The organism is Olleya sp. R77988 (assembly GCF_044594215.1).
GTDB lineage: Bacteria > Bacteroidota > Bacteroidia > Flavobacteriales > Flavobacteriaceae > Olleya.
In genome coordinates, this window is sequence record NZ_CP138988.1 from 1,157,355 (window position 1) to 1,179,391 (window position 22,037).

Annotated in this window: 25 protein-coding genes and 1 riboswitch; of the genes, 16 read left to right on the plus strand and 9 right to left on the minus strand. The window is 30.7% G+C overall.

Features of this window, described 5'->3' with window-relative positions:
* The first annotated feature begins 15 nt into the window (after positions 1-15).
* Entirely contained in the window at positions 16-597 is a 582-nt protein-coding gene (gldD, locus tag SJY17_RS05170; RefSeq protein ID WP_397364418.1) for a gliding motility lipoprotein GldD, read from the plus strand.
* A 9-nt stretch (positions 598-606) separates the two neighbouring features.
* On the opposite strand, the gene SJY17_RS05175 is transcribed toward gldD, so the two are convergent.
* Entirely contained in the window at positions 607-1,041 is a 435-nt protein-coding gene (locus SJY17_RS05175; protein ID WP_397364419.1) for an RbsD/FucU domain-containing protein, read from the minus strand.
* 82 nt (positions 1,042-1,123) lie between these two features.
* Positions 1,124-1,828, minus strand: a complete 705-nt coding sequence (locus SJY17_RS05180; RefSeq protein ID WP_397364420.1) for a heavy-metal-associated domain-containing protein — start codon at positions 1,826-1,828, stop codon at positions 1,124-1,126.
* 99 nt (positions 1,829-1,927) lie between these two features.
* Here SJY17_RS05180 and SJY17_RS05185 point away from each other — a divergent pair, with 99 nt between their 5' ends.
* Complete coding sequence (locus SJY17_RS05185; RefSeq protein WP_397364421.1) at positions 1,928-2,824, plus strand: DMT family transporter; 897 nt, start codon at positions 1,928-1,930, stop codon at positions 2,822-2,824.
* A 33-nt stretch (positions 2,825-2,857) separates the two neighbouring features.
* Here the strand turns inward: SJY17_RS05185 and SJY17_RS05190 are convergent, their stop codons facing one another.
* Positions 2,858-4,906 (minus strand): M16 family metallopeptidase, encoded by a 2,049-nt coding sequence (locus SJY17_RS05190; RefSeq protein ID WP_397364422.1) that lies wholly within the window; start codon positions 4,904-4,906, stop codon positions 2,858-2,860.
* Positions 4,907-4,922: 16 nt separating this feature from the next.
* The gene (locus SJY17_RS05195; RefSeq protein ID WP_397364423.1) at positions 4,923-6,242 is read right to left on the minus strand and encodes a M16 family metallopeptidase; all 1,320 of its coding nucleotides are present in this window, start codon (positions 6,240-6,242) and stop codon (positions 4,923-4,925) included.
* A 328-nt stretch (positions 6,243-6,570) separates the two neighbouring features.
* On the opposite strand from SJY17_RS05195, the gene rplU reads away from it, so the two are divergent.
* From rplU to SJY17_RS05210, 3 genes are all read left to right on the plus strand, one after another.
* Entirely contained in the window at positions 6,571-7,275 is a 705-nt protein-coding gene (gene rplU / locus SJY17_RS05200) for a 50S ribosomal protein L21 (protein ID WP_397364424.1), read from the plus strand.
* A 42-nt stretch (positions 7,276-7,317) separates the two neighbouring features.
* Entirely contained in the window at positions 7,318-7,578 is a 261-nt protein-coding gene (rpmA, locus tag SJY17_RS05205) for a 50S ribosomal protein L27 (protein ID WP_397364425.1), read from the plus strand.
* A 90-nt stretch (positions 7,579-7,668) separates the two neighbouring features.
* Entirely contained in the window at positions 7,669-8,436 is a 768-nt protein-coding gene (locus tag SJY17_RS05210; protein WP_397364426.1) for a hypothetical protein, read from the plus strand.
* Between the two features lie 8 nt (positions 8,437-8,444).
* On the opposite strand, the gene SJY17_RS05215 is transcribed toward SJY17_RS05210, so the two are convergent.
* On the minus strand, positions 8,445-8,906 hold the full coding sequence (locus tag SJY17_RS05215) for a DUF1569 domain-containing protein (protein WP_397364427.1): 462 nt from the start codon (positions 8,904-8,906) through the stop codon (positions 8,445-8,447).
* A 111-nt stretch (positions 8,907-9,017) separates the two neighbouring features.
* Positions 9,018-10,334 carry an adenosylhomocysteinase gene (gene ahcY / locus SJY17_RS05220; RefSeq protein ID WP_397364428.1) on the minus strand — a complete coding sequence of 439 codons (1,317 nt, stop codon included), beginning with the start codon at positions 10,332-10,334 and terminating at the stop codon, positions 9,018-9,020.
* Between the two features lie 132 nt (positions 10,335-10,466).
* On the opposite strand from ahcY, the gene SJY17_RS05225 reads away from it, so the two are divergent.
* From SJY17_RS05225 to SJY17_RS05260, 8 genes are all read left to right on the plus strand, one after another.
* Positions 10,467-11,093, plus strand: coding sequence for a 4'-phosphopantetheinyl transferase family protein (locus SJY17_RS05225; protein ID WP_397364429.1), 627 nt, complete (start codon positions 10,467-10,469; stop codon positions 11,091-11,093).
* A complete protein-coding gene (locus SJY17_RS05230; RefSeq protein ID WP_397364430.1) occupies positions 11,093-11,815 on the plus strand; it encodes a geranylgeranylglyceryl/heptaprenylglyceryl phosphate synthase in 723 nt (240 codons plus the stop codon). Before SJY17_RS05225 ends, SJY17_RS05230 begins: the two co-directional genes overlap by 1 nt.
* A 3-nt stretch (positions 11,816-11,818) precedes the next feature.
* Positions 11,819-12,079, plus strand: a complete 261-nt coding sequence (locus SJY17_RS05235) for a hypothetical protein (RefSeq protein WP_397364431.1) — start codon at positions 11,819-11,821, stop codon at positions 12,077-12,079.
* Positions 12,063-12,695, plus strand: coding sequence for a nicotinamide riboside transporter PnuC (gene pnuC / locus SJY17_RS05240; protein WP_397364432.1), 633 nt, complete (start codon positions 12,063-12,065; stop codon positions 12,693-12,695). The genes SJY17_RS05235 and pnuC overlap by 17 nt, the downstream gene beginning before the upstream one ends.
* Positions 12,656-13,234: an AAA family ATPase gene (locus SJY17_RS05245; RefSeq protein ID WP_397364433.1), complete on the plus strand. Its 579-nt coding sequence runs from the start codon at positions 12,656-12,658 to the stop codon at positions 13,232-13,234. Before pnuC ends, SJY17_RS05245 begins: the two co-directional genes overlap by 40 nt.
* A complete protein-coding gene (locus SJY17_RS05250) occupies positions 13,224-14,777 on the plus strand; it encodes a DUF4301 family protein (RefSeq protein ID WP_397364434.1) in 1,554 nt (517 codons plus the stop codon). The genes SJY17_RS05245 and SJY17_RS05250 overlap by 11 nt, the downstream gene beginning before the upstream one ends.
* A gap of 1 nt (position 14,778) precedes the next feature.
* A complete protein-coding gene (gene arfB, locus SJY17_RS05255) occupies positions 14,779-15,186 on the plus strand; it encodes an alternative ribosome rescue aminoacyl-tRNA hydrolase ArfB (RefSeq protein WP_397364435.1) in 408 nt (135 codons plus the stop codon).
* A gap of 63 nt (positions 15,187-15,249) precedes the next feature.
* Positions 15,250-15,340: riboswitch (TPP riboswitch) on the plus strand.
* 116 nt (positions 15,341-15,456) lie between these two features.
* Complete coding sequence (locus SJY17_RS05260) at positions 15,457-17,892, plus strand: TonB-dependent receptor (RefSeq protein ID WP_397364436.1); 2,436 nt, start codon at positions 15,457-15,459, stop codon at positions 17,890-17,892.
* A gap of 48 nt (positions 17,893-17,940) precedes the next feature.
* On the opposite strand, the gene SJY17_RS05265 is transcribed toward SJY17_RS05260, so the two are convergent.
* A complete protein-coding gene (locus SJY17_RS05265; protein ID WP_397364438.1) occupies positions 17,941-18,387 on the minus strand; it encodes a hypothetical protein in 447 nt (148 codons plus the stop codon).
* A 154-nt stretch (positions 18,388-18,541) separates the two neighbouring features.
* Here SJY17_RS05265 and greA point away from each other — a divergent pair, with 154 nt between their 5' ends.
* Entirely contained in the window at positions 18,542-19,015 is a 474-nt protein-coding gene (greA, locus tag SJY17_RS05270; RefSeq protein ID WP_397364439.1) for a transcription elongation factor GreA, read from the plus strand.
* A gap of 128 nt (positions 19,016-19,143) precedes the next feature.
* Positions 19,144-19,533 (plus strand): HIT family protein, encoded by a 390-nt coding sequence (locus SJY17_RS05275; protein ID WP_397364440.1) that lies wholly within the window; start codon positions 19,144-19,146, stop codon positions 19,531-19,533.
* Here SJY17_RS05275 and SJY17_RS05280 read toward each other — a convergent pair.
* A complete protein-coding gene (locus SJY17_RS05280; RefSeq protein WP_397364441.1) occupies positions 19,528-19,875 on the minus strand; it encodes a hypothetical protein in 348 nt (115 codons plus the stop codon). The genes SJY17_RS05275 and SJY17_RS05280 overlap by 6 nt on opposite strands.
* Complete coding sequence (locus SJY17_RS05285; RefSeq protein WP_397364442.1) at positions 19,876-21,060, minus strand: sensor histidine kinase; 1,185 nt, start codon at positions 21,058-21,060, stop codon at positions 19,876-19,878.
* 121 nt (positions 21,061-21,181) lie between these two features.
* Here SJY17_RS05285 and SJY17_RS05290 point away from each other — a divergent pair, with 121 nt between their 5' ends.
* Positions 21,182-22,036, plus strand: a complete 855-nt coding sequence (locus tag SJY17_RS05290) for a flavin reductase family protein (RefSeq protein ID WP_397364443.1) — start codon at positions 21,182-21,184, stop codon at positions 22,034-22,036.
* The last annotated feature ends 1 nt before the right edge of the window (position 22,037 follow it).

The window sequence follows — 22,037 nt, forward strand, 5'->3', positions numbered from 1 at the left end:
TTAATTGATCTTATTATGAAAAACACAATAATAATTCTATTAACCTATATCACACTATTTAGTTGTGGTAACGACCCTATCCCTAAGCCAAAAGGGTATTTGCGTTTAGAATATCCACAAGCAGAATATAAAAGGTATAATCAAGATTTACCTTTTACTTTTGATAGAAATACCCAGAGTGACACTATAAAGTATAAACCATTAAAAGATGATGTTGAAAGTTTTGGATTAAATTTAGAATACAAAAAATTAAAAGGAACCATTTATTTAACCTATAAAGCTATAGATGGTAAACAGCGTTTAACACAATATTTAAAAAACGCCCAAAATTTTACTCAAGAACACACAAAAAAAGCAGATGCAATTGAAGAATTTGTTTGGGAAAACCCAGAAACAAAAGTATACGGAATGTTTTATGAGGTTGGAGGTAATGCAGCATCCCAATCCCAGTTTTATATAACAGACAGTTTAAATCATTTTTTAACTGGCTCTTTATACTTTTATGCCAAGCCAAATTATGATTCTATCTTACCAGCAGCTAATTATTTACAAAAAGACATTAAACGCATTATGGAAAGCGTACAATGGAAACAGTAAATTAAATTTTTAAAAGTTACTTTCTTCTGCCATTTTTACAACGCCAACAGTTAAAATTAAATTAGCAAAACGACGTTGTTCTCCAGTTTGAATTATTAATGTTGTAGCAGGTTCTCTTATTTTGTCATAAAAAGCCCAACGTTCCATCTCATCCCAAGTGACATCTCCTAGTAAGTTTTTATAAGCTTCATGTACGTCTGCTTTAGCTTCAGCAGGTTTTTTCATAACAATTGCACCTTGGATAGGGCAAACTTCTAGTAAACCTTCAAGTACTGTAATAGCGTCTAATAATCCAGGTTTAAAGTTTAAGTGAACTGTTGTAGAGTTAGGGCCTGTCTTGGCACCAACTGGTAAATTTCCATCTGCAATGACCACTTGAGCAAAATGTCCTGAGCGTGCTAGTGCTTCCATAATTGTAGGGTGAATAACTGCTGTTTTTAACATAAAAAAATTTTATTAAAAGTGAATTTTTTCCAAAAAAAAACTTCGATTTCCCGAAGCTTTTTTTAATTATAAGTAGTTGTTATTAAGCTTTTTTAACTCCAGTACAACATGCTTTTTTACAATCTTTAGCACAAGCTTTTTTTTCTGCTTCAGTTTTGCTAGCACATTTCTTTTTGCATTCAGCTTTTTTAGCAGCACAGTCTTTACAGTCTTTTTTAGTACAGTCTGCTTTACATTTAGATTTTGAGTCACACTCTTTTTTGTTAGCGTCACAAGTTTTTTTGCATTCAGCTTTTTTAGCAGCACAGTCTTTACAATCTTTTTTAGTACAGTCTGGTTTGCATTTAGATTTTGCGTCACATTCTTTTTTGTTAGCGTCGCAAGTTTTTTTAGCACCAGAAAAAGCATCAACTGTATGCATGTCTTTTACTTTATATGTATCGGCAACGCTAGTTACTGTTTTTTCTAAAGATGCAGGTGTTACAATAGCTTCATCATATTCTACCATTGCTAATTGCTTGTCAAAATCTACTTTTGCAGATTTTACACCTTCCATTTTAGCCATTTTTTTCTCAATAGTTTTTGCACAACCCATCGCGCAAGTCATTCCTTCTATTTTAAATTCGGCTTTAGCCAATTTAGCATCAGGATTAATTTTGCTTTTTGTTGTTGCTTCTGTATTGTCAGAAGATGGTGATGTTTTTACTTCTGGAGTGGCTTCGTTTTTACAGCTAAAAGCAAATACAGTAACTAAAGCTAATACAAGTATGTGTTTTATAGATTTCATTTTTTAATAGTATTTAATTATATGATTATTAGCACAAAACTACTAAATATTATGCTTTATTGTTTTTAATAATCGATTTTTGTGTTGTAAAACTTAGCTATGCAAAATAACAATACTACAAAATGGGTGTATTTACTTGTTTTGTCTTTAATTTGGGGTACCTCTTTTATTTTAATTAAAAAGGCTTTATTAGGCTTAAATGCGTATCAATTAGGAGCTTTAAGAACTATAATTACTGGATTGTTTTTGTTTGCAGCTGGATATAAAAACGTTAAATTAATTAAAAAAGAAAGCTGGATTTGGTTAACATTATCAGGTCTTTTAGGTTCTTTTATCCCTTCGTTTTTCTTTGCTATTGCAGAAACCCAAATTGATAGTGCTGTTGTGTCTGTTTTAAATAGTTTGGTGCCTTTAAATACGGTTTTACTTGGTGCAGCTGTTTTTAAAATCGCAACTAATTCTAGACAGGTTTTTGGAGTTGTTATTGGTTTTATTGGAACGTCAATATTAATACTTGAAGGTGCAGATTTAAACCCTAATCAAAACTATTTATATGCTGGTTTTGTTATAGCTTCTACTTTAATGTATGCAGCAAATGTAAATATTATTAAGCGTTATTTACAGGATGTTAAACCATTAACAATTGCAGTAGGTAATTATGTTGTTATTTTTATTCCTGCGCTAATTATACTATTATTTACAGGTTTTTTTAAGCCTGAAAATTTTAATAAACAAATCTTTGTAACTTCAATTGGATACGTTGCTATTTTATCTTTTTTTGGAACAGCTTTAGCAAAAGTGTTATTTAATAAATTGGTACAAATGTCAACGCCAGTTTTTGCGTCTTCAGTTACTTATATTATGCCAATTGTAGCACTGACTTGGGGTTTATTAGATGGCGAAACTTTTAGTTGGATACAAGCTTTAGGCACCTTAATTATCTTGATTGGTGTTTATCTAGCAAATAGAAAACCAAAAAAAATCCGAAGCGTTTAAACTTCGGATTTAATTATAATATTGATTATTTTATTAATCAAAATCTGAATCAGATACACCTTCGTTAACTTTAATTTCTTTTACAAGAAAATCAAATTTACGTGGTCCCATAGTTTGAGAGATCTTAAACGGAAACTTAACACCACCAACTTCTTTATAGTCTGTATAATAAGTTGAGGCAGATCCCATAGGATTAGTTTCTACTGCTTTAATTTTTAAGCCAGACGCTACACTATAGTAAATTGATTTGGTTTCTGATATGTTAACTTTATACGCGTTTTCACCATCAATGTTTTCTATTTTTTCTAAAGTTACACCACCATTTAGGTAGTTAACTTCAGGAAAGGGAGACGTTTCTGATTGAGACTCTTTCAATTCTGCATCTGTCATTTCTTTACGTTGTCCTTGACTAACAACATAACCACCATTTCCATCAAAAACTTTTCTCATCATGGTTTGTCCCATTGCTTTTACTTCTTGAGACATTTGGTTTTTAACTGTTTTTTTCATTTCCATATTCATTACCATTCCAGGCTGTAACTCTGCTTCAGCATTAATAAATACAGAATTTACCTTGTCTAAGGTACTTCTTCCACCTATAGCATCGATATAAGTGTTTAATACTTTATTTACATTGATGTCTGCAGGCATTTCTATTTCATATTCAGGCTTCTCAGTAGCAGTAGCATATTTGTCATAATATTTAACAGGTATTCCTGTTTTTTCAAGACTTGATAAAATCTCACTTCCTTTACCAACAACTACAATTCTTGCGTTTTCTGGCTTAAAATAAGTGTTTGATACACGTTGTACATCCTCTATTGTAACTGCATTAATTTTTGATAAATACGTTTTGTAAAAATCTTTTGGTAAGTTATTTAACTTAATGTTTAATGCGTAGCGTGCAATAGTTTGAGGGTTTTCAAGTGCTAAAACAAAATCTCCAACGTATTTAGCTTTTGCATTAGCTAATGCTTCTGCTGTAACAGGTTGTTCTTTAATTTTTTTAATTTCTTTTAAAGTTTCAACTATAGCACTATCTGTTACCATGTTTCTTACTGCTGCACCAGCTTTAAAACGTGATGCACCATAACGACTTGTACCTATACTTGAACGTGCACCATAAGTCCATGCATTTGCTTCTCTTAAATTCATGTTTAAGTAGCTGTTAAAACCACCACCAAGAATTTTGTTAGCAATTAGCACAGAATGATAATCTGCATCATTCATTTTTAAGTTTACATTATTAGTCAAAGAGATATTAGATTGTACTGCATTTGGCATGTCAATAAAATCAATTTCTGTTTGTGCTACATTTACATAAGGAGTCACTACATTGGTTGTAAAGTCAATACCTTTATCCCATTTTTTGAAGTACTTTTTAACTTGCTTTTCTACCGTTTTAAAATCTACATCTCCTACAATTACTAAGTATGCATTATTTGGATTAAAGTATTTAGTGTAAAAAGCTCTTACATTGTCTAAAGTAACATTGTTTAGTGTTGCTTCAGTTACAAATTCTCCATAAGGGTGTTTTTTACCATATGCTAATGCGCTACCAACACGTCCAGCAACTGCATCTACACTTTTTTCTTCACTTTTAATGCCTTCAATAGCTTTGCTTTTTTCTTTCTGAAATTCTTCTTCTGTTAATAACGGATTCATTGCTGCATCTGCCATTAATTGTAAAATACGATCTGAGTATTTAGAAAGAGAACTTGCAAAAGCACCTTGAGAACTAAATCCAAGTCTTGCTCCTAAAAAGTCAATTTCTTCATTAAAGACATCTTTAGAAATAGATGTTGTTCCGTTACCTAACATTGCTCCTAATAAACTAGAAACACCTGCTTTTTCACCTTCAGCTATTGGTGAATTATCAATTGTTAGAGAGTAAGATACACGTGGTAATTTATGGTTTTCTACTACTAAAACTTTAAGTCCATTTCTAAGTTCAAATTCTCCAGGGACTTCTAACGTTATTGCAGGAGCTGGTCCTGGTTCTGGTTGCTTAGATTTATCAATTTGCGCAATTGCAGAAATTGAGACAAATAATAATGCAACTAAGGTTGTTATTTTTTTCATGATTATATAGTCTTTTTTAGTTGTCATCTTTTTTAGGTAAATATTCTAAAATCAGTCGTTGATTAGGATTTAAGTATTTCTTTGCAACTGCTTGCATTTCTTCTCTAGAAATAGACTTGTAAATGTTTATTTCAGTATTTATTAATTCGGTATTACCATATAACATGTAATATCGTGCTAAAGAGTTTGCAATTCCAGAAACACTAGAATTAGAGTTTACAAATTGATTCTCAAATTTGTTTTGAAGTTTTTGGTAATCTTTATCAGAGATTAAAGTATTTTGGATTTTTACCACTTCCTCGTCCATTTCTGATACTAAATCATCTAAAGATACATCACCTAATGGTAATGCAAATAGTGCATAAGTTCCATAATCTTCTTGACTTAAGTTAACAGCTGCAACTTGAAGTGCCATTTTCTTTTGGTTCACAAGTTTTTTGTATAAAACAGAAGATTTTCCATCACTTAAGTAACTTGAAATCATATCAAGTACATAAGCATCTCTCTCTTTAAAAGATGGTGTTCTGTAAGCTGCAATTACTGCAGGAATTTGAATATTTTTATCGTAAGCTTTAGCTTTAACAGTTTCTGTAATAGGATCTTCTTTTGGAAAGTCTCTAACAATATCTTTTCCTCTTGGGATAGGAGCAAAATAGTCATCCACCATTTTTTTAACTGCTGGTACATCAATATCTCCAGCGACAACTAAAACAGCATTATTAGGGACGTAGAATTTTTTATTAAAAGCCTGAAACTCTTCTAAAGTCGCAGCATCTAAATGTGCCATTTTACCAATAGTTGTTCCTTTGTAAGGGTGTTTTTTAAACATATATTTCTTGATTTCTGCAAGAATGTTACCATATGGTGCGTTGTCAACACGTAAACGTTTTTCTTCTTTTACTACTTCATTTTGAGTATCAACTCCAATTTGATTAATTATTGGATGCATTAATCGTTCAGATTCCATCCATAAACCTAATTCTACGTTGTTTGAAGGAAATACTTCGTAGTAATAGGTTCTGTCATCCGTTGTATTAGCATTATTGCTTCCTCCATTAGAAGATACTATTGTAAACCATTCACCACGTTCAATATTTTCTGTTCCTTCAAAAAGAAGGTGTTCAAAAAAATGAGCAAATCCAGTACGTTCAGGATTTTCGTCTTTTGCACCTACGTGATACATTACAGATGTTGTAACTACAGGAGCAGTATTGTCTTGATGTAAAATAACGTGCATACCGTTATCTAAATCATACTCTTCGTACTTAACTTCTTGGGCAGTAGCTGTAAAACCAGCTAAAAGCAAAGCAGCTAATGAAAATAAACTTTTTTTCATGTTTTGATTGTTTTATTAACTATTTAAAGATTAGTAGCCTATTGTAAGTTTTTGTTACAGTAGATTTAACAAAAATAGCAATAGAAGTCTATTTTTTATGGTTAATTGATAAAAATTAACATCAAATTGTAATTTTCTTTAAGATTTTGATGTTATAAATAGTTTAGACCTTATGTACAATGTTGTCATTATTTTTTTTAAAAGAGGATAAATAGTTCTCAAAATGAATAAAACGTTTGTAGATTAATTAATTAGGAGTATATTTGCATCCGTTTTCGCAGGAAAATGAGATTATTTTATATAAATTAATTAATAAAAACGTTACGCTATGTACGCAATTGTAGAGATAGCAGGGCATCAATTTAAAGTTGAAAAAGACCAAAAAGTTTTTGTTAACCGTTTAGCAACTGAAGAAGGACAAAAAGTATCTTTTGATAATGTTCTTTTAATTGCAGATGGTTCTAACATTACTGTAGGCGCCCCAGCTATAGGCGGAGCACAAGTAAGTGCAAAAGTCTTAAAGCACCTTAAAGGTGATAAAGTTATTGTTTTCAAAAAGAAAAGAAGAAAAGGTTACCGTGTAAAAAATGGACACAGACAATCTTTATCTGAAATTGTAATTGAGAGCATTGTAGCTTCAGGAGCTAAGCCAGCAGCGAAAGCTGAAAAGAAAGCTGCTCCGAAAAAAGAAACTAAAAAAGCAACTCCTAAAGTAGAAGCGAAAGCTGCTGCACCAAAAGCTGAAAAAGCTGCACCTAAAAAGGCTGCTGCTAAAAAAGCAACAGGAAAAGCTGATGATTTAAAGAAAGTTGAAGGTATCGGTCCTAAGATTGCATCTACTTTAGTAGAAGCAGGAATTAGTACATTTGCTGAATTAGCAAAAACGGATGCAGCTAAAATTTCTGAAATCATTGCAGGTGTACGTGGTAATCACGTGACTGACACTTGGCCAGCACAAGCTAAATTAGCTGCTGATGGTAAGTGGGATGAGTTAAAGAAATGGCAAGACGAATTAGATGGTGGTAAAGCTTAATTGCTAAACACCTTAAGTATAACAATATAAAACCTTAAGATCATGGCTCACAAAAAAGGAGTTGGTAGTTCGAAGAATGGTAGAGAATCAGAATCAAAACGCTTAGGTGTTAAGATATTTGGTGGACAAGCTGCTATTGCTGGAAATATCATATTAAGACAAAGAGGTAATACGCACCATCCAGGTGAAAACGTATACCAAGGAAAAGACCACACTTTACATGCTAAAGTAGATGGTTTAGTAAAATTTACTAAGAAAAGAGATAATAGATCTTACGTATCTATTGAGCCTTTTCAAGCTTAAGAATTTTATTTCCTAAATAATTTAAAAACCCTTTCCCTTTGGAGAGGGTTTTTTGATTGTAATAAACAATTTTTTTTGCGTTTTATTATAATGAAAAAACTACTAACCATTCTTTTGCTATTTGCACAATTTTTATTTGCAACTGAAGATTCTGAACCTAAAACTATTCATGTTTTTGTTGCACTATGTGATAATATAAATCAAGGCATTGTTCCTGTTCCTGCTAAATTGGGTAATGGACAAGACACTAAAAATAATTTATATTGGAGTGCGCTTTATGGTGTAAAAACCCATTTTAAAAATAGTAAAGATTGGAAATTAGTTAAAACTATTACAAAACCAACAAATCAGATTCTTGAACGTGTTTTGTTTAAACATAAAAAAACAAATACCTATTTACTTGCTGATGCTTATGATGGTGAATTTATTAAACAAACTACAATTGCTTTTTTAGAAGCAAATGCAGGGAATAATTCATTAAAAATAAACTATAACGAACAAGAATTATGTTTTGGAGGAGATGCCCAATTGTTAAGTTATGTTGGTCATGATGGATTAATGGATTTTGATGTAGAAGGGGATTTTGAACAAATAAACACTAAAAAAAGAGACGCTATAATTTTAGCTTGTATTAGTAAAGACTATTTTAAACCTTATTTACTGAAAACAAAATCAAAACCATTGGTTTGGACTACTGGATTAATGGCTCCTGAAGCATATACTTTAAAATCTGCAATTGATGGTTGGATTTTAAATGAAACAGATTTACAAATTAGAGAAAGAGCTGCTCAAGCCTACAATAGATATCAAAAATGTGGAATTAAAGGAGCTAGAAGGTTATTGGTAACTGGGTTTTAAAATAGTTGTTATTTTAAAAGATCATTTATAATCTTTAAATGATGATTAGTATGAAGTAGCAAAAAACGATTAATCCTTGATTTGTTTACATGACCAAATAATGGATGTTTAAAATATGCGTTTTTATCTAGACTAGTTATAGTTTTAATATTAGTTTTTGCTTGTTGTAGTTGTAAAATTAAATCTTCTTTTAAAATTACTTCTGGTGGTTTAACATGTTTTGGTGCTTTTGCTTTTCCTCTAGGAAAAAAACCAAGGGTGAAAAATACTTTTCCTAAAACACTAAAATTATTTTTGTACGTATCTGGTTCTGATTTCTGGAGTGCTATGCAAACATTATTAATAACCTTAAGACTGTGGTCTATATGCCAAGCAACGTTTCCGTTAGAGACTTTTTTATTAGAAATATTGTGATTTTCAATATGAGATTCTAATGTACTAAGAGTCATATTTAATTTCTCTAAAGGCATAATAATAGTATTTATGATGTGAAGTTAGTTATTTTTGATTGGATTGAGAAATGACAATAAAAAACCCAAACATTGCTGTTTGGGTTTTTTGAACTTTCCGTTATTTGGAATTTAGTATCTGTAATGCTCTGGCTTATATGGTCCTTCTACAGTTACTCCAATATATTCTGCTTGGTAAGGAGCTAACTCTGTTAACTCAACACCAATTTTTTCTAAGTGTAATTTTGCTACTTTTTCATCTAAATGTTTTGGTAACATGTATACATCATTTTTGTATGCTGCACTGTTTTTCCAAAGTTCTATTTGTGCTAAAGTTTGGTTTGTAAATGAGTTACTCATTACAAAACTTGGGTGTCCTGTTGCACAACCTAAATTTACTAAACGTCCTTCTGCAAGTATGATAATATCTTTACCATTTATGTTATACTTATCCACTTGAGGTTTGATAGTATCTTTTGTATTACCATGCTTTGCGTTTAACCAATCCATTTGGATTTCGTTATCAAAATGACCAATGTTACATACTATAACTTTGTCTTTCATTGCTTCAAAATGCTCAGCACGTACAATGTCTTTATTTCCTGTAGTTGTAATTACGATATCGCTATTTCCAACAACAGTTTCTAATTTTTTAACTTCAAAACCGTCCATTGCAGCTTGTAAAGCACAAATTGGATCAATCTCAGTTACAGTTACAATACTTCCTGCTCCTTTAAAAGATGCAGCAGTACCTTTACCAACATCTCCATAACCACAAACAGTAACACGTTTACCAGCTAACATAATATCTGTTGCACGACGTATAGCATCTACTGCAGATTCTTTACAACCGTATTTGTTATCAAATTTAGATTTTGTTACCGAGTCGTTTACGTTAATAGCTGGCATTGTTAATGTACCATTTTTAACACGCTCATATAATCTGTGGACTCCAGTTGTAGTTTCTTCAGATAAACCTTTAATTCCAGCAGATAATTCTGGGTAACGGTCTAAAACCATATTAGTTAAATCTCCACCATCATCTAAAATCATGTTTAATGGTTGTCTGTCTTCTCCAAAAAATAAAGTTTGCTCGATACACCAATCAAATTCTTCTTCTGTCATGTCTTTCCATGCATAAACAGCAGTTCCAGCAGCAGCTATAGCAGCAGCAGCTTGATCTTGTGTAGAGAATATGTTACAAGAACTCCAAGTAACTTCTGCACCTAAAGCTTGTAATGTTTCAATTAAAACAGCTGTTTGGATAGTCATGTGTAAACATCCTGCAATACGTGCTCCTTTTAAAGGTTGCTCGTTTTTGTATTCTTCACGAAGACTCATTAAACCTGGCATTTCAGCTTCAGCTAAATCCATTTCTTTTCTTCCCCAAGCCGCAAGCGACATGTCTTTTACCTTGTTTGGTACGTAAGCAATTGTTTTTGTGCTCATATTTTTATTTCTTAATTTTTATAAAATGAAACACCTTTGGCAATAGCACTTAAAATGGTTAAATTCGCTTAACAAAAATGCTGAATTCGCCTTAGGCGATGCAAAGATAACTAATAGATTTTAGAATATTAAATGCCTCTATATAAAACCATTACTGTAAACTCACAAACTACTGTTAAAATATGGAAGATTGAAGAGTCTTACGACTATTTATTGTCAGACTTAGATCTTAAACCAGAGAGTTTAACTCGTGTTTTAGGTATGAAAAGCGAATTACACCAACGTGGTTTTTTAAGTGTAAGACATTTGCTTAGGGATTTTGGCTATACAGATCAAGATTTATATTATGATACAAATGGAAAACCACATTTAAAAAATGGGAAGCATATTTCTATTACACATAGTTTTACTTTTTCTGCGGTTATAGTTAGTGATAAAGAAGTAGGTATAGATGTAGAGAAGCAACGTGATAAGATTGGTGTAATTGCTAAAAAATTTGTGGAATATGAATTTGAGTATTTAGACAAAAAAGCACCAGATTATATTAATAAGTTGACTGTTATTTGGGGAATTAAAGAATCGTTATATAAACTATTTGCAACACCTGGAATGTTGTTTAGAGAACACTTTTTGGTCATTCCATTTACTTTTCAATCACCAGAAACTTTTTGTTGGATTGATTACAAAGGTTTAAAAAAGAGATACAAAGCAAATTTTTTAGAGTTTGAAGGATTTACTTGTTCTTATGTTATAGAATAATGAGTGTTTACAACGACATACTTTCCGCCAAAGCGCAAAACAAAAAATTGTTAGCTATCTTAATAGATCCTGATAAGTTTGATGTTAAAACAATATCGCAATTTACCAATAATATAAATAAATCTTTAATATCACATATTTTTGTTGGAGGAAGTACTGTTAAAGTTGAAGTAACCCAACAATTGGTTTTAAGATTAAAACCTTTAACCAAGTTGCCAATAGTTTTATTTCCTGGAGATGTGACACAGATTTCAAAAGATGCTGATGCTATTTTGTTTTTGTCATTAATTTCTGGTCGCAATCCAAAATACTTAATAGAAAAACAAATTGAAGCAGTTTCTATATTAAAACCTACCAATTTAGAAGTTATTCCAACTGGTTATATTTTAATTGAAAATGGTAAAGAAACCACAGTTCAAAAAGTAACCAAAACAACACCAATAGGTAGTAAAAATAACCAGTTAGTTGCAGATACAGCAAAAGCTGGCGAGTTATTGGGAAAAAAATTGATTTATCTTGAAGCAGGTAGTGGAGCCCAAAACCCTGTTCCTTTAAAAATGATTAATTTTGTGAAGCAAGATTTAAAAATACCTTTAATTGTAGGAGGAGGAATTAGAAGCAAAAAACAATTGGTGGAAGCTTACAATGCAGGAGCAGATTTGGTTGTTATTGGAACCGCTTTTGAACAAAATAAAGACTTTTTTAAAGAATTGAAATTATAAAAAATGAAAATCTCAGTAGATTTAACCCTTTCTCCATTAAGTGACAATTTTGAGCAACATGTTATTGACTTTATAAAAGCATTACGTGATTCTGAATTTACGGTTTTAGAAAATCCATTAAGCACTCAGGTTTTTGGTGATTTTGATCAATTAATGCCTTTTTTGAATCAAAAAATTAAAGAATCGTTCCAAAATCAAGACATTTGTGTATTATCCATGAAAGTTGTAAAAACAGACAGAAGTAATTATGAACCAGATTTTTGATTTCTTTTTTGGTCAGTATTCAACCTATTCAACTTTAGATACAACATTAGAAATTGTTGCAGTTGTTTTTGGGTTTTTATCTGTTTGGTACTCTAAACAAAATAAAATTTGGGTATTTCCAACAGGTATGTTAAGTACCATGATTTTTGTATACTTATTATTAAAGTGGGAATTGTTAGGTGATATGATGATTAACGCCTATTATTTTATAATGAGTGTTTATGGCTGGTATATTTGGACCAGAAAAGAAGACGGAACTCATGTAACACCTATTGCAACAACAACTAGAAAAGAGAAAAAAATCAGTATTATAATTTTTATAGCCACGTTAGTTTTTGTTTATGCTGTTTATAACATGTTTGATAAATGGACTAGTTGGATTGCGTATGCAGATACAATTACAACTGCTATCTTTTTTGTAGGAATGTGGTTAATGGCAAGACGAAAAATTGAAAACTGGATTTTTTGGATTATAGGAGATGTCATTTCTGTTCCGTTATATTTTCATAAAGGATTTACTTTTACTTCATTTCAATATTTAGGATTTACAATAATTGCCATTTTTGGTTATTTAGCATGGAAAAAACACTTAAACAAAAACCTGCAAACTGCGTAAAAGTAGTTTTATTTGGGCCAGAATCTACTGGTAAAACAACATTGTCTAAACAGTTAGCACGATATTATAATTCTGTTTGGGTACCAGAGTATGCTAGAGAATATCTTCAAAACAAATGGAATGATCATCGTAAAACTTGTGAACCTCAAGATTTGTTACCAATAGCAAAAGGACAAATGAGATTAGAAAATGAATTGGCAAAAAAAACAGATTCTGTTTTAATATGCGATACAGATTTGCTTGAAACTAAAGTATATTCGGAAGCTTATTATTCTGGTACATGCGATCCTTTGTTAGAAAAATATGCGTTGGAAAACAATTATGATTTATACTTTTTAACGTATATTGATACACCATGGGAAGCTGATGATTTAAGGGATAAACCTGAAGAACGAGAAGCGATGTTTAAAGTTTTTGAAGACGCTTTAATAAAATATAATAAACCATATGTTTTATTAAAAGGAGATAAAAAAACACGTTTAGAAACAGCAACAAGACAAATAGATTTATTAATAGCAAAATTTAACGATGCAGTTTAATAGTACAGATGTAAGTTTTATAGAAAAAAAAGGATTGACTCTAAAAAAAGTAGAGCAACAATTAGAATTGCTAAAAACAGGATTACCTTTTATTAATCTTGAAAGAGCTGCAACTATTTATGATGGAATATTAAGTTTTTCCAATACAGAGCAGCAAGAGCTTTTGTCTTTTTATGATGCTGAAAAAGATAATATTAAGGTTGTAAAATTTGTTCCAGCTTCTGGTGCCGCAACTAGAATGTTTAAGTTTTTGTTTGAGTTTTCTAATAGTTATAAACCCAAAAAACAATCCATTAATGCATTTATAAATAAGCAAAAAGCGGTCAATTTATCCATGTTTTTTATAGGTATAGAAAAACTTCCTTTTTATAACTTAGTAATTGATTACGTTAAAAACAATAAGCCTAACTATAACCAATTTTCTAACGATCAAAAATTAGTTGCTTTTGTTAAAGCAATTTTGGACGAAAGCCAATTAAATTATAGTAATTACCCAAAAGGATTATTACCGTTTCATAAATATAAAGATCATATAGCTAGTGCTTTTGAAGAGCATTTATTTGAAGCAGCATTATATGCAGCTTCTAATAATGAGGCTAAACTTCATTTTACAATTTCAGAAAAACATAAAGATAGATTTGATAGTGAGTTTAACAGAATTCAAAAAATAGTTGAAGAGAAAACAAAAACAAAGTTTGATATTACATTTTCTTATCAAAAAGAAGCAACAGATACTATAGCTGTTTCAACTAAAAATGAAATTGTACGTGAAGACAATGGTCAATTATATTTTAGACCATCAGGTCATGGTGCATTGTTAGAAAATTTAAACGAATTAGAAGCAGATATTATTTTTGTTAAAAACATTGATAATGTAGTTGTTTATAAATATGAAGAGGAAGTATCCAAGTCTAAAAAAATGTTAGCTGGTTTACTAATTAACATCAAAGAACAAGCTTTTAAATATGCAAAAGATTTAGATGAAAAAGAGTTGTCTAGAGAAGATATCGTTGAAGTTGCAGAATTTTTAATAACTAAAATGAATGTGGTGATTTCTTCAGAGTTTGAGAAGTATTCTAAACAGTATCAAATAGATTATTTAAAATCTAAATTAGACAGACCAATACGTGTTTGTGGAATGGTTAGAAACGAAGGAGAACCAGGTGGTGGACCATTTTGGGTTAAAGATGAATCTGCAAACTTATCGCTTCAAATTGTAGAATCTGCTCAAATAGATAAAAAATCTAAAATCCAGAAAAACATCCTGAAAAACGCAACACATTTTAATCCTGTAGATTTAGTGTGTAGTATTAAAAATTATAAAGGAGAAGTTTATGATTTGCAAAAATTTGTAGACCATCAAACTGCTTTTATAACTATGAAAACTAAAGTAAATAAAGATATTAAAGCTTTAGAATTACCTGGTTTATGGAACGGAAGTATGGCAAATTGGAACACTATTTTTGTAGAAGTCCCTTTAGTAACATTTAATCCAGTAAAAACAGTAAACGACTTATTAAAACCAACACATCAAGTTTCTTAAAATGTTGGATAAAGCTGCTCTACAAAAAGAATTTACGTTAAAAGCTATTAAAAGTTCTGGTAGTGGTGGGCAACATGTAAATAAAGTAGCAACTAAAATTGAGCTAAGTTTTTCTATTTCAGAATCTGTAGTTTTATCAAGTGAGCAAAAAATATTGATTCAATCAAAATTAGCTAATAGATTAACAAAGGATCAAGTATTAATTTTACAATGTGGAGAAAGTAGAAGTCAATTAAAAAATAAAGGAATTGCTATAAAACGTGCTTTTTCAATTTTGGAAGCTGCACTAAAAGTTAAAACAAAACGAAAACCTACCAAAATACCAAGAGCAGTTATTAGAAAACGATTAAAAAATAAAAAGTATAATTCAGAGCGTAAAGCAAATCGTAAAAAACCTAGTCTTGATTAATTTTATTTAAAATAATTGAAATTCTTATTTTTTAAATCAAAATTCTGACCTACATTTGTATCGTTCTCAAAAAAGGGGTGCCTATATCGGCTGAGATCATACCCATTGAACCTAGAACAGGTAATGCTGTTTAGGAATTTGAAGAATTATTAATAAACTGTTACATTAGGAGTAGTCTAAGTGTATTGGTAAATACTAATAATTTAAAATTTATTTAATAACTAATAAAGAATAATTACCTCTTTTTATTCGATTAAAAATTTAATCGTAATGAAAAATTTATTTCTTTTTTTAACACTTTTAGTGTTAACCGTCAGTGCTAAAGCGCAACAACAATTTAAAATTTCTGGAACTGTTTTCGATGAAAGTGGAAACTCCTTAGTAGGAGCAACCATAAATGTGAAAGGAGATAATCTTCAGGAAATTTCCGATTTTAATGGCTTTTATTCTGGAACCTTACCTCAAGGGAAGTATCAAATTTTTGCTTCAGTAATTGGTTTTGAACAGAAAATGCAGTTAATAGAAATCACAGGAAATACTATTGTAGACTTTTATTTAACTAAAGAAATCACAAAACTTGACGAAGTTTTAATTCAATCCATTCGTGTTAAGGACGATGCTCCAATAACACATTCTAATGTCACAAAAGAGGATTTAGAAAAACGAAACTTAGGACAAGACATTCCTATTTTATTAAACTATTTACCTTCTGTAGTTACTACTAGTGATGCAGGAGCAGGAGTAGGTTATACAGGTATTCGTGTTAGAGGTGTAAGCGCACAATCTACAAATATTACCATAAATGGTATTCCTTATAATGACTCTGAAAGTTTAGGAACTTTTTGGGTAAATTTGGGTGATTTTTCGTCTTCTGTAGAGAGTTTGCAATTGCAACGTGGTGTTGGTACTTCAACCAATGGTTCTGGTGCTTTTGGAGCAAGTATAAATGTGCTTACTGATGCTATAGCAAAAGAAGCTAATGGAGAAATTTCAAATAGTTTTGGTAGTTATAATACCAGAAAACACACTATAAAATATAGTACAGGATTGTTAAACGATCATTTTGAAATTTCTGGTCGTTTGTCACAAATAAACTCGGATGGTTATATCGATAGAGCGACTTCAGATTTAAAATCGTACTTTCTTCAAGGTGCTTATGTAGATGATAATACGCTTATTAAAGCTGTTACTTTTGGAGGTCATGAAGTAACTTACCAAGCATGGTACGGAACACCTTTAGCAAGAATTAATGGAGATCAAGCTGGAGTACAAACATTTATAGATGACAATTATTTAAGTGAAGCTGAAGCTGAAAATCTGCTTAATTCGGATAGACGATATAATTATTACACTTACGATAATGAAGTAGATAATTACAAGCAAGACCATTACCAATTACATTGGAATGAAAAGATAAATAACAATTGGTCTACAAATTTAGGCTTAAACTATACTTATGGACGTGGATATTTTGAGCAGTATAAGGAAGATGAAGATTTTTCTACTTATGGTTTTGGTGAAATAATAATTGGTGGAGAAACTATAAACGAAACAGATGTTATTAGAAGACGTTGGTTAGATAATGATTTTTATGTATTAAATGCTAATGTTAACTATAAAGACGACGCTATAAACCTTAGTACAGGATTATTTTATAGCTCGTATCATGGAGATCATTTTGGAGAAGTAATATGGTCAGAATACGCAAGTAATAGTAGTATTAGAGATCGTTATTACGAAGGTAATGGAGATAAATATGACTTTAGTGTTTTTGCTAAAGCAACATACCAATTAAACGACAAGTTAAGTTTATTTGGAGATTTACAATTTAGAAGTGTAAACTATGATACAAGTGGAATAAGCTCTGACTTAGTTTTATTTGAAATAGATAAAAGCTATGGTTTTTTCAACCCAAAAGCAGGTTTGTCATATAATTTAAATGATAATAATAATTTCTATTTCTCTTATGCAAGAGCAAACAGAGAAGCAAGTAGAAGCGATTTTGAAAGTAATCCAGACATAAAACCAGAACAACTTAACGACTTCGAGTTAGGTTGGAGACATAAAACTGACAACTTAATTTTTAATGCAAATGCCTATTATATGTTATATAATGAGCAGTTAGTATTAACAGGTGCAATTGACGATGTTGGATCGTTTGTTAGGGATAATTCAGGAAAAAGTTCTAGATTAGGTTTAGAGTTAGAAGCTGTTGTAAAAATTAGCGATCAATTTTCTGTGCAACCTAATGTTACATTAAGTTCTAATAAAAATCATGAAACTATAATATCTAGAGATGGTGCATTTGTTGATTTAGGAAAAACTAATATTTCATTCTCACCAGATGTAGTTGCATCAAATGCTTTTGTATACAAACCAATAAAAAGCTTGCAATTATCATTATTAAGTAAGTACGTTGGCGAGCAATTTATGGGTAATACAGATACAGATGCTTCAAGATTAGAAAGCTATTTTGTAAACGATTTTAATGTTACTTATGAAATTAAGCCAAACAAAATTTTTAAATCTATTTTATTATCAGGATTGGTAAATAATATTTTTGGAGAAGAATATATCTCAAACGGATATTATTATACATATGACGATACTTGGTCAGATCCAAACGCAACAACTACAATTGAAGGAGCTGGTTACTATCCACAAGCAACCACTAATTTTTTAGTAGGAGCAACATTAAAGTTTTAGAAAAACTGAAGGTTTTAATTAAAAGCATCTCAATTTTGAGGTGCTTTTTTAGTTATTATAAACACGTATTACACTTCCACTTACCTCCACAAAATAAGGTTTTAAGCTATACTGTCCAGTTGTACCATCAAAAGGGACACCACCACCAGCAACACTATAACTATTGCCATCTTCACAATTGCAAGTAGCAATTGCACTGTCTACAGTTAAATTAGAACAGCTAGAAGGCGCATGATTAGGGTCTGTAATTTCAAAAGCATAATAAGTACCATTTCCAGTATTATAAATAACAATACCATTATACCCAAAACCATTAAGCACTATATAATTGTTAGGAAACTGTAAATCGTTGTATTGTGGTAAAGTTGTGTCGATAGAATTTAACGTGTCAAACGCAATATTTGGGATGTAATTATTGTTATTGTCATCATCATTTTTTTGACATGACAAGACTAAAACAGAACAGAAAAGAATTGTAAATAAAGATCTTAACATAAAAATTTTAATATTTTTTTAGCATTGCAATTTACAACAAATACAACGTTGAATTAAATATTTTGTATATTTGTAGAACAAAATCTCGTGTCGACGAGATTTTTGTGTTTAGCACTAAATTGTATTAGTGTCTTTTTATTTAAACGAAAAAAATATGAGTAAAGTATCTTATTATACAGAAGAAGGATTAAAAAAATTACGTGCAGAGTTACAACAACTTAAGGACGTAGAGCGTGTTAAGGCATCTAGAGCTATTGCAGAAGCAAGAGATAAAGGTGATTTAAGTGAAAATGCAGAGTATGATGCAGCAAAAGAAGCGCAAGGTATGTTAGAAATGCGTATCTCTAAATTAGAAGATCAGATGGCTGGAGCACGTGTTATTGACGAGTCTCAAATGGACACTTCAAAAATATTAATCTTGTCTAAGGTGAAAATTAAAAATCAAACCAATGGAATGGAAATGAACTATACATTGGTAGCAGATGGAGAAGCAGATTTAGCGTCTGGTAAAATATCTGTAAACAGTCCAATTGCAAAAGGATTATTAGGAAAAGAAGTTGGTGATGTAGCCGAAATCCAAGTGCCAAGTGGTATCATGAAATTTGATATTATCGAAATTAGTAGATAAAATCTATTCTGTCATTCCTGCCAAAGCAGGAATCCACAATTAAATATTAAGATTCCTGTTTATTTTGAAACATTTTTCAATTAAACAGGAATCTTTTTTTATCTTTATTTTCTAATTCATTTTAAAATATGGCTTCAATTTTTACTAAAATAGTTAATGGAGACATCCCTTGTTACAAAGTAGCAGAAACTGAAGATTTTTTAGCCTTTTTGGATGTTAATCCAAATGCAAAAGGACATACGCTATGTATTCCAAAAAAAGAAGTTGACAAAATTTTTGATTTGGACGAGGCAACTTATAATGGCTTGATGCAATTTTCTAGAAAAGTAGCTATTGCACTAGAAAAAACAGTGCCTTGTTTGCGTATTGGAGTTAGTGTTATTGGATTGGAAGTACCACACGTGCATGTGCATTTAATCCCTTTAAATACTATGGAAGATGCGCGTTTTATAAACAAAGTATCCTTGTCAAAACAAGAGTTTCAAGATTTAGCAAACACCATTCAATCCAACCTATAACTTATAGACAAGTAGACTTATAATTCCTGCTATAATTGCAATAAAACCAATAATTAAAACCCAAAATAATCCTTTATATTTTCTAGACTCTTTTTTAGGTTTAAAAGCCTTCATCTGGTAGTCATAAACACGCTCAATGTCATCTGTCCAACGTGCAGGGAAAATAGCTGTATTACAAACAGTACAATTCAATTCTGTACTAACCTCTTTTGTAATGCTTTTGTACAAAGCAGTTTCAATAAAGCGTTGTTTAAAGGTTAACTTTAAACCATCTTTGCTAAAACATTCTGGACAATTGTTTTTTAAATCAACAGTTTTTATAGTTATTAATTGCTCTGGCATTTAAATAGTTTTTAAGCTAATTTGCATGGTTGTTCCTTTTCCTATTTCAGAATTTAAAACCTTTATTCTTCCATTATGGAAATCTTCTACAATACGTTTAGCTAAAGACAGACCAAGTCCCCAACCTCGCTTTTTTGTAGTATAACCAGGTTCAAAGATACTATTAAATTCATTTTTATTAATTCCTTTACCAGTATCTATTACAGTAATTTTTACCTGTTGTTCAAGTTGTGTAATGCTAAGTTGTAAGTCTCCTTTACCTTTCATAGCGTCAATTGCGTTTTTTACTAAGTTTTCAATAGTCCAACCATATAATTGAGTGTTTAAATTTACAAAAATTGGATGTTCAGGAGTTTCAATACTAAAATTAATAAGCTTTGAAGATCTAGTTTTTAAATAGTCGTATGCCTCTTGGGTTTCTGCAACTATATCAGTTTTTTCTAAAGTTGGTATGGACCCAATTTTACTAAAACGTTCTGTAATAGTTTGTAAACGATGGATGTCTTTTTCAATCTCTTTAATATATTCAGGATTGGTGTTTTCTTCTTTTAAAATCTCAGTCCAACCCATTAAAGAGGATAAAGGTGTACCAATCTGATGCGCAGTTTCTTTAGCCATTCCGGACCACAATTTATTTTGCGTTGCAATTTTTGAACTTCTGTAAAAGAAGTAGACTACAGCTCCAAAAAGAAAAATAATTAGTAATAACGCTAAAGGATAGTATTTAAGCTTATTTAAAAGTGGAGAGTTACCATAATATAGTGTGCCAATAGCTTCTTCTTTTTTTGATTTGTTATTAAAATAAGATAATGGAATTGGATTATTTTCTTTATTAAATTGAATTTGTTTCTTTTTTAAAAAAGAATTTACTTTTTTTATCCCTAAAGTGTCTAAATTATTAAAACTACTTATTTCCCCTTCTGGAGACACTAATATCATTGGTGTGGTTGAAGTAGAGTCAGTAATTATAAATGTTGTTACATTATTTACTTCTGTGTCAAGGCCATTTTTAAAGCTTTTTAAAAAATCACTTTGCGCGTAAGACCAAGTTTCCATTTTCCGACGTTCTTCAGCTTTAAATTTTTGAAAAAACACATAGGTATTCCATAAAATCAATGAGATAATACCAAAAGAAGCAATAATTATAATCCAGCGGATAAGCTGACGATGTTTAGTAAAAAACATGATGGTTATTTTTTGTTGTTAATATAATGTAAATCTGTTAATAATATTGTGAGAGTTGGTTAGTAATTCACTTTTAGTTGATTGTTAGATTGCGTATTTTTGTTAAAATTTAAAGGACAATATGTTATCATTTACACCTCAAGAATTTACAACTGCTAAGTTACATGGATACTTACTAAGTGCTGTTGCACCTAGGCCTATAGCATTTGCAAGTACTATAGATGCAGATGGTAACCCAAATTTATCGCCTTTTAGTTTTTTTAATGTTTTTAGTGCAAATCCACCTATTTTAATTTTTTCGCCAGCAAGACGTGTTAGAGATAATACAACCAAACACACGTTAGAAAATGCAGAAGCGACTAAGGAAGTGGTCATAAATGTTGTTAATTATGACATTGTACAACAAATGTCATTAAGTAGTACAGAATATGCAAAAGGTGTTAACGAGTTTGATAAAGCTGGATTAACCATGTTAAAATCAGATTTGGTAAAACCTTTTAGAGTTGCAGAAAGTCCTGTGCAAATGGAATGTAAAGTTAATGAGATTGTTAAATTAGGAACAGAAGGAGGAGCAGGAAACCTTATAATTTGTGAAGTGGTAAAAATGCACGTGTCTGAAAATGTTTTAGATGAAAATAAAGCAATTGACCAGAACAAATTAGACTTAGTATCCAGAGCAGGAGGTAGTTTTTATAGTCGAGCAAAATCTGGTTTTTTTGAAATCCCAAAACCCTTATCTACATTAGGTATTGGTGTAGATGCATTGCCAATTGCAATTAGAGAAAGTGCAATTTTAACAGGAAACGATTTAGGCTTATTAGCAAATGTTGAAAACTTACCTGAAGAAAAAAGCATTCAAGCTTTTAAAACCCAACATAATTTAAGTTCTTTAACAACTGAAATAAAACACAAAAAAGCAAAAGATTTTTTAAGTTTTAATGATGTAGACAATGCGTGGAAAATGTTATTATCGTAAA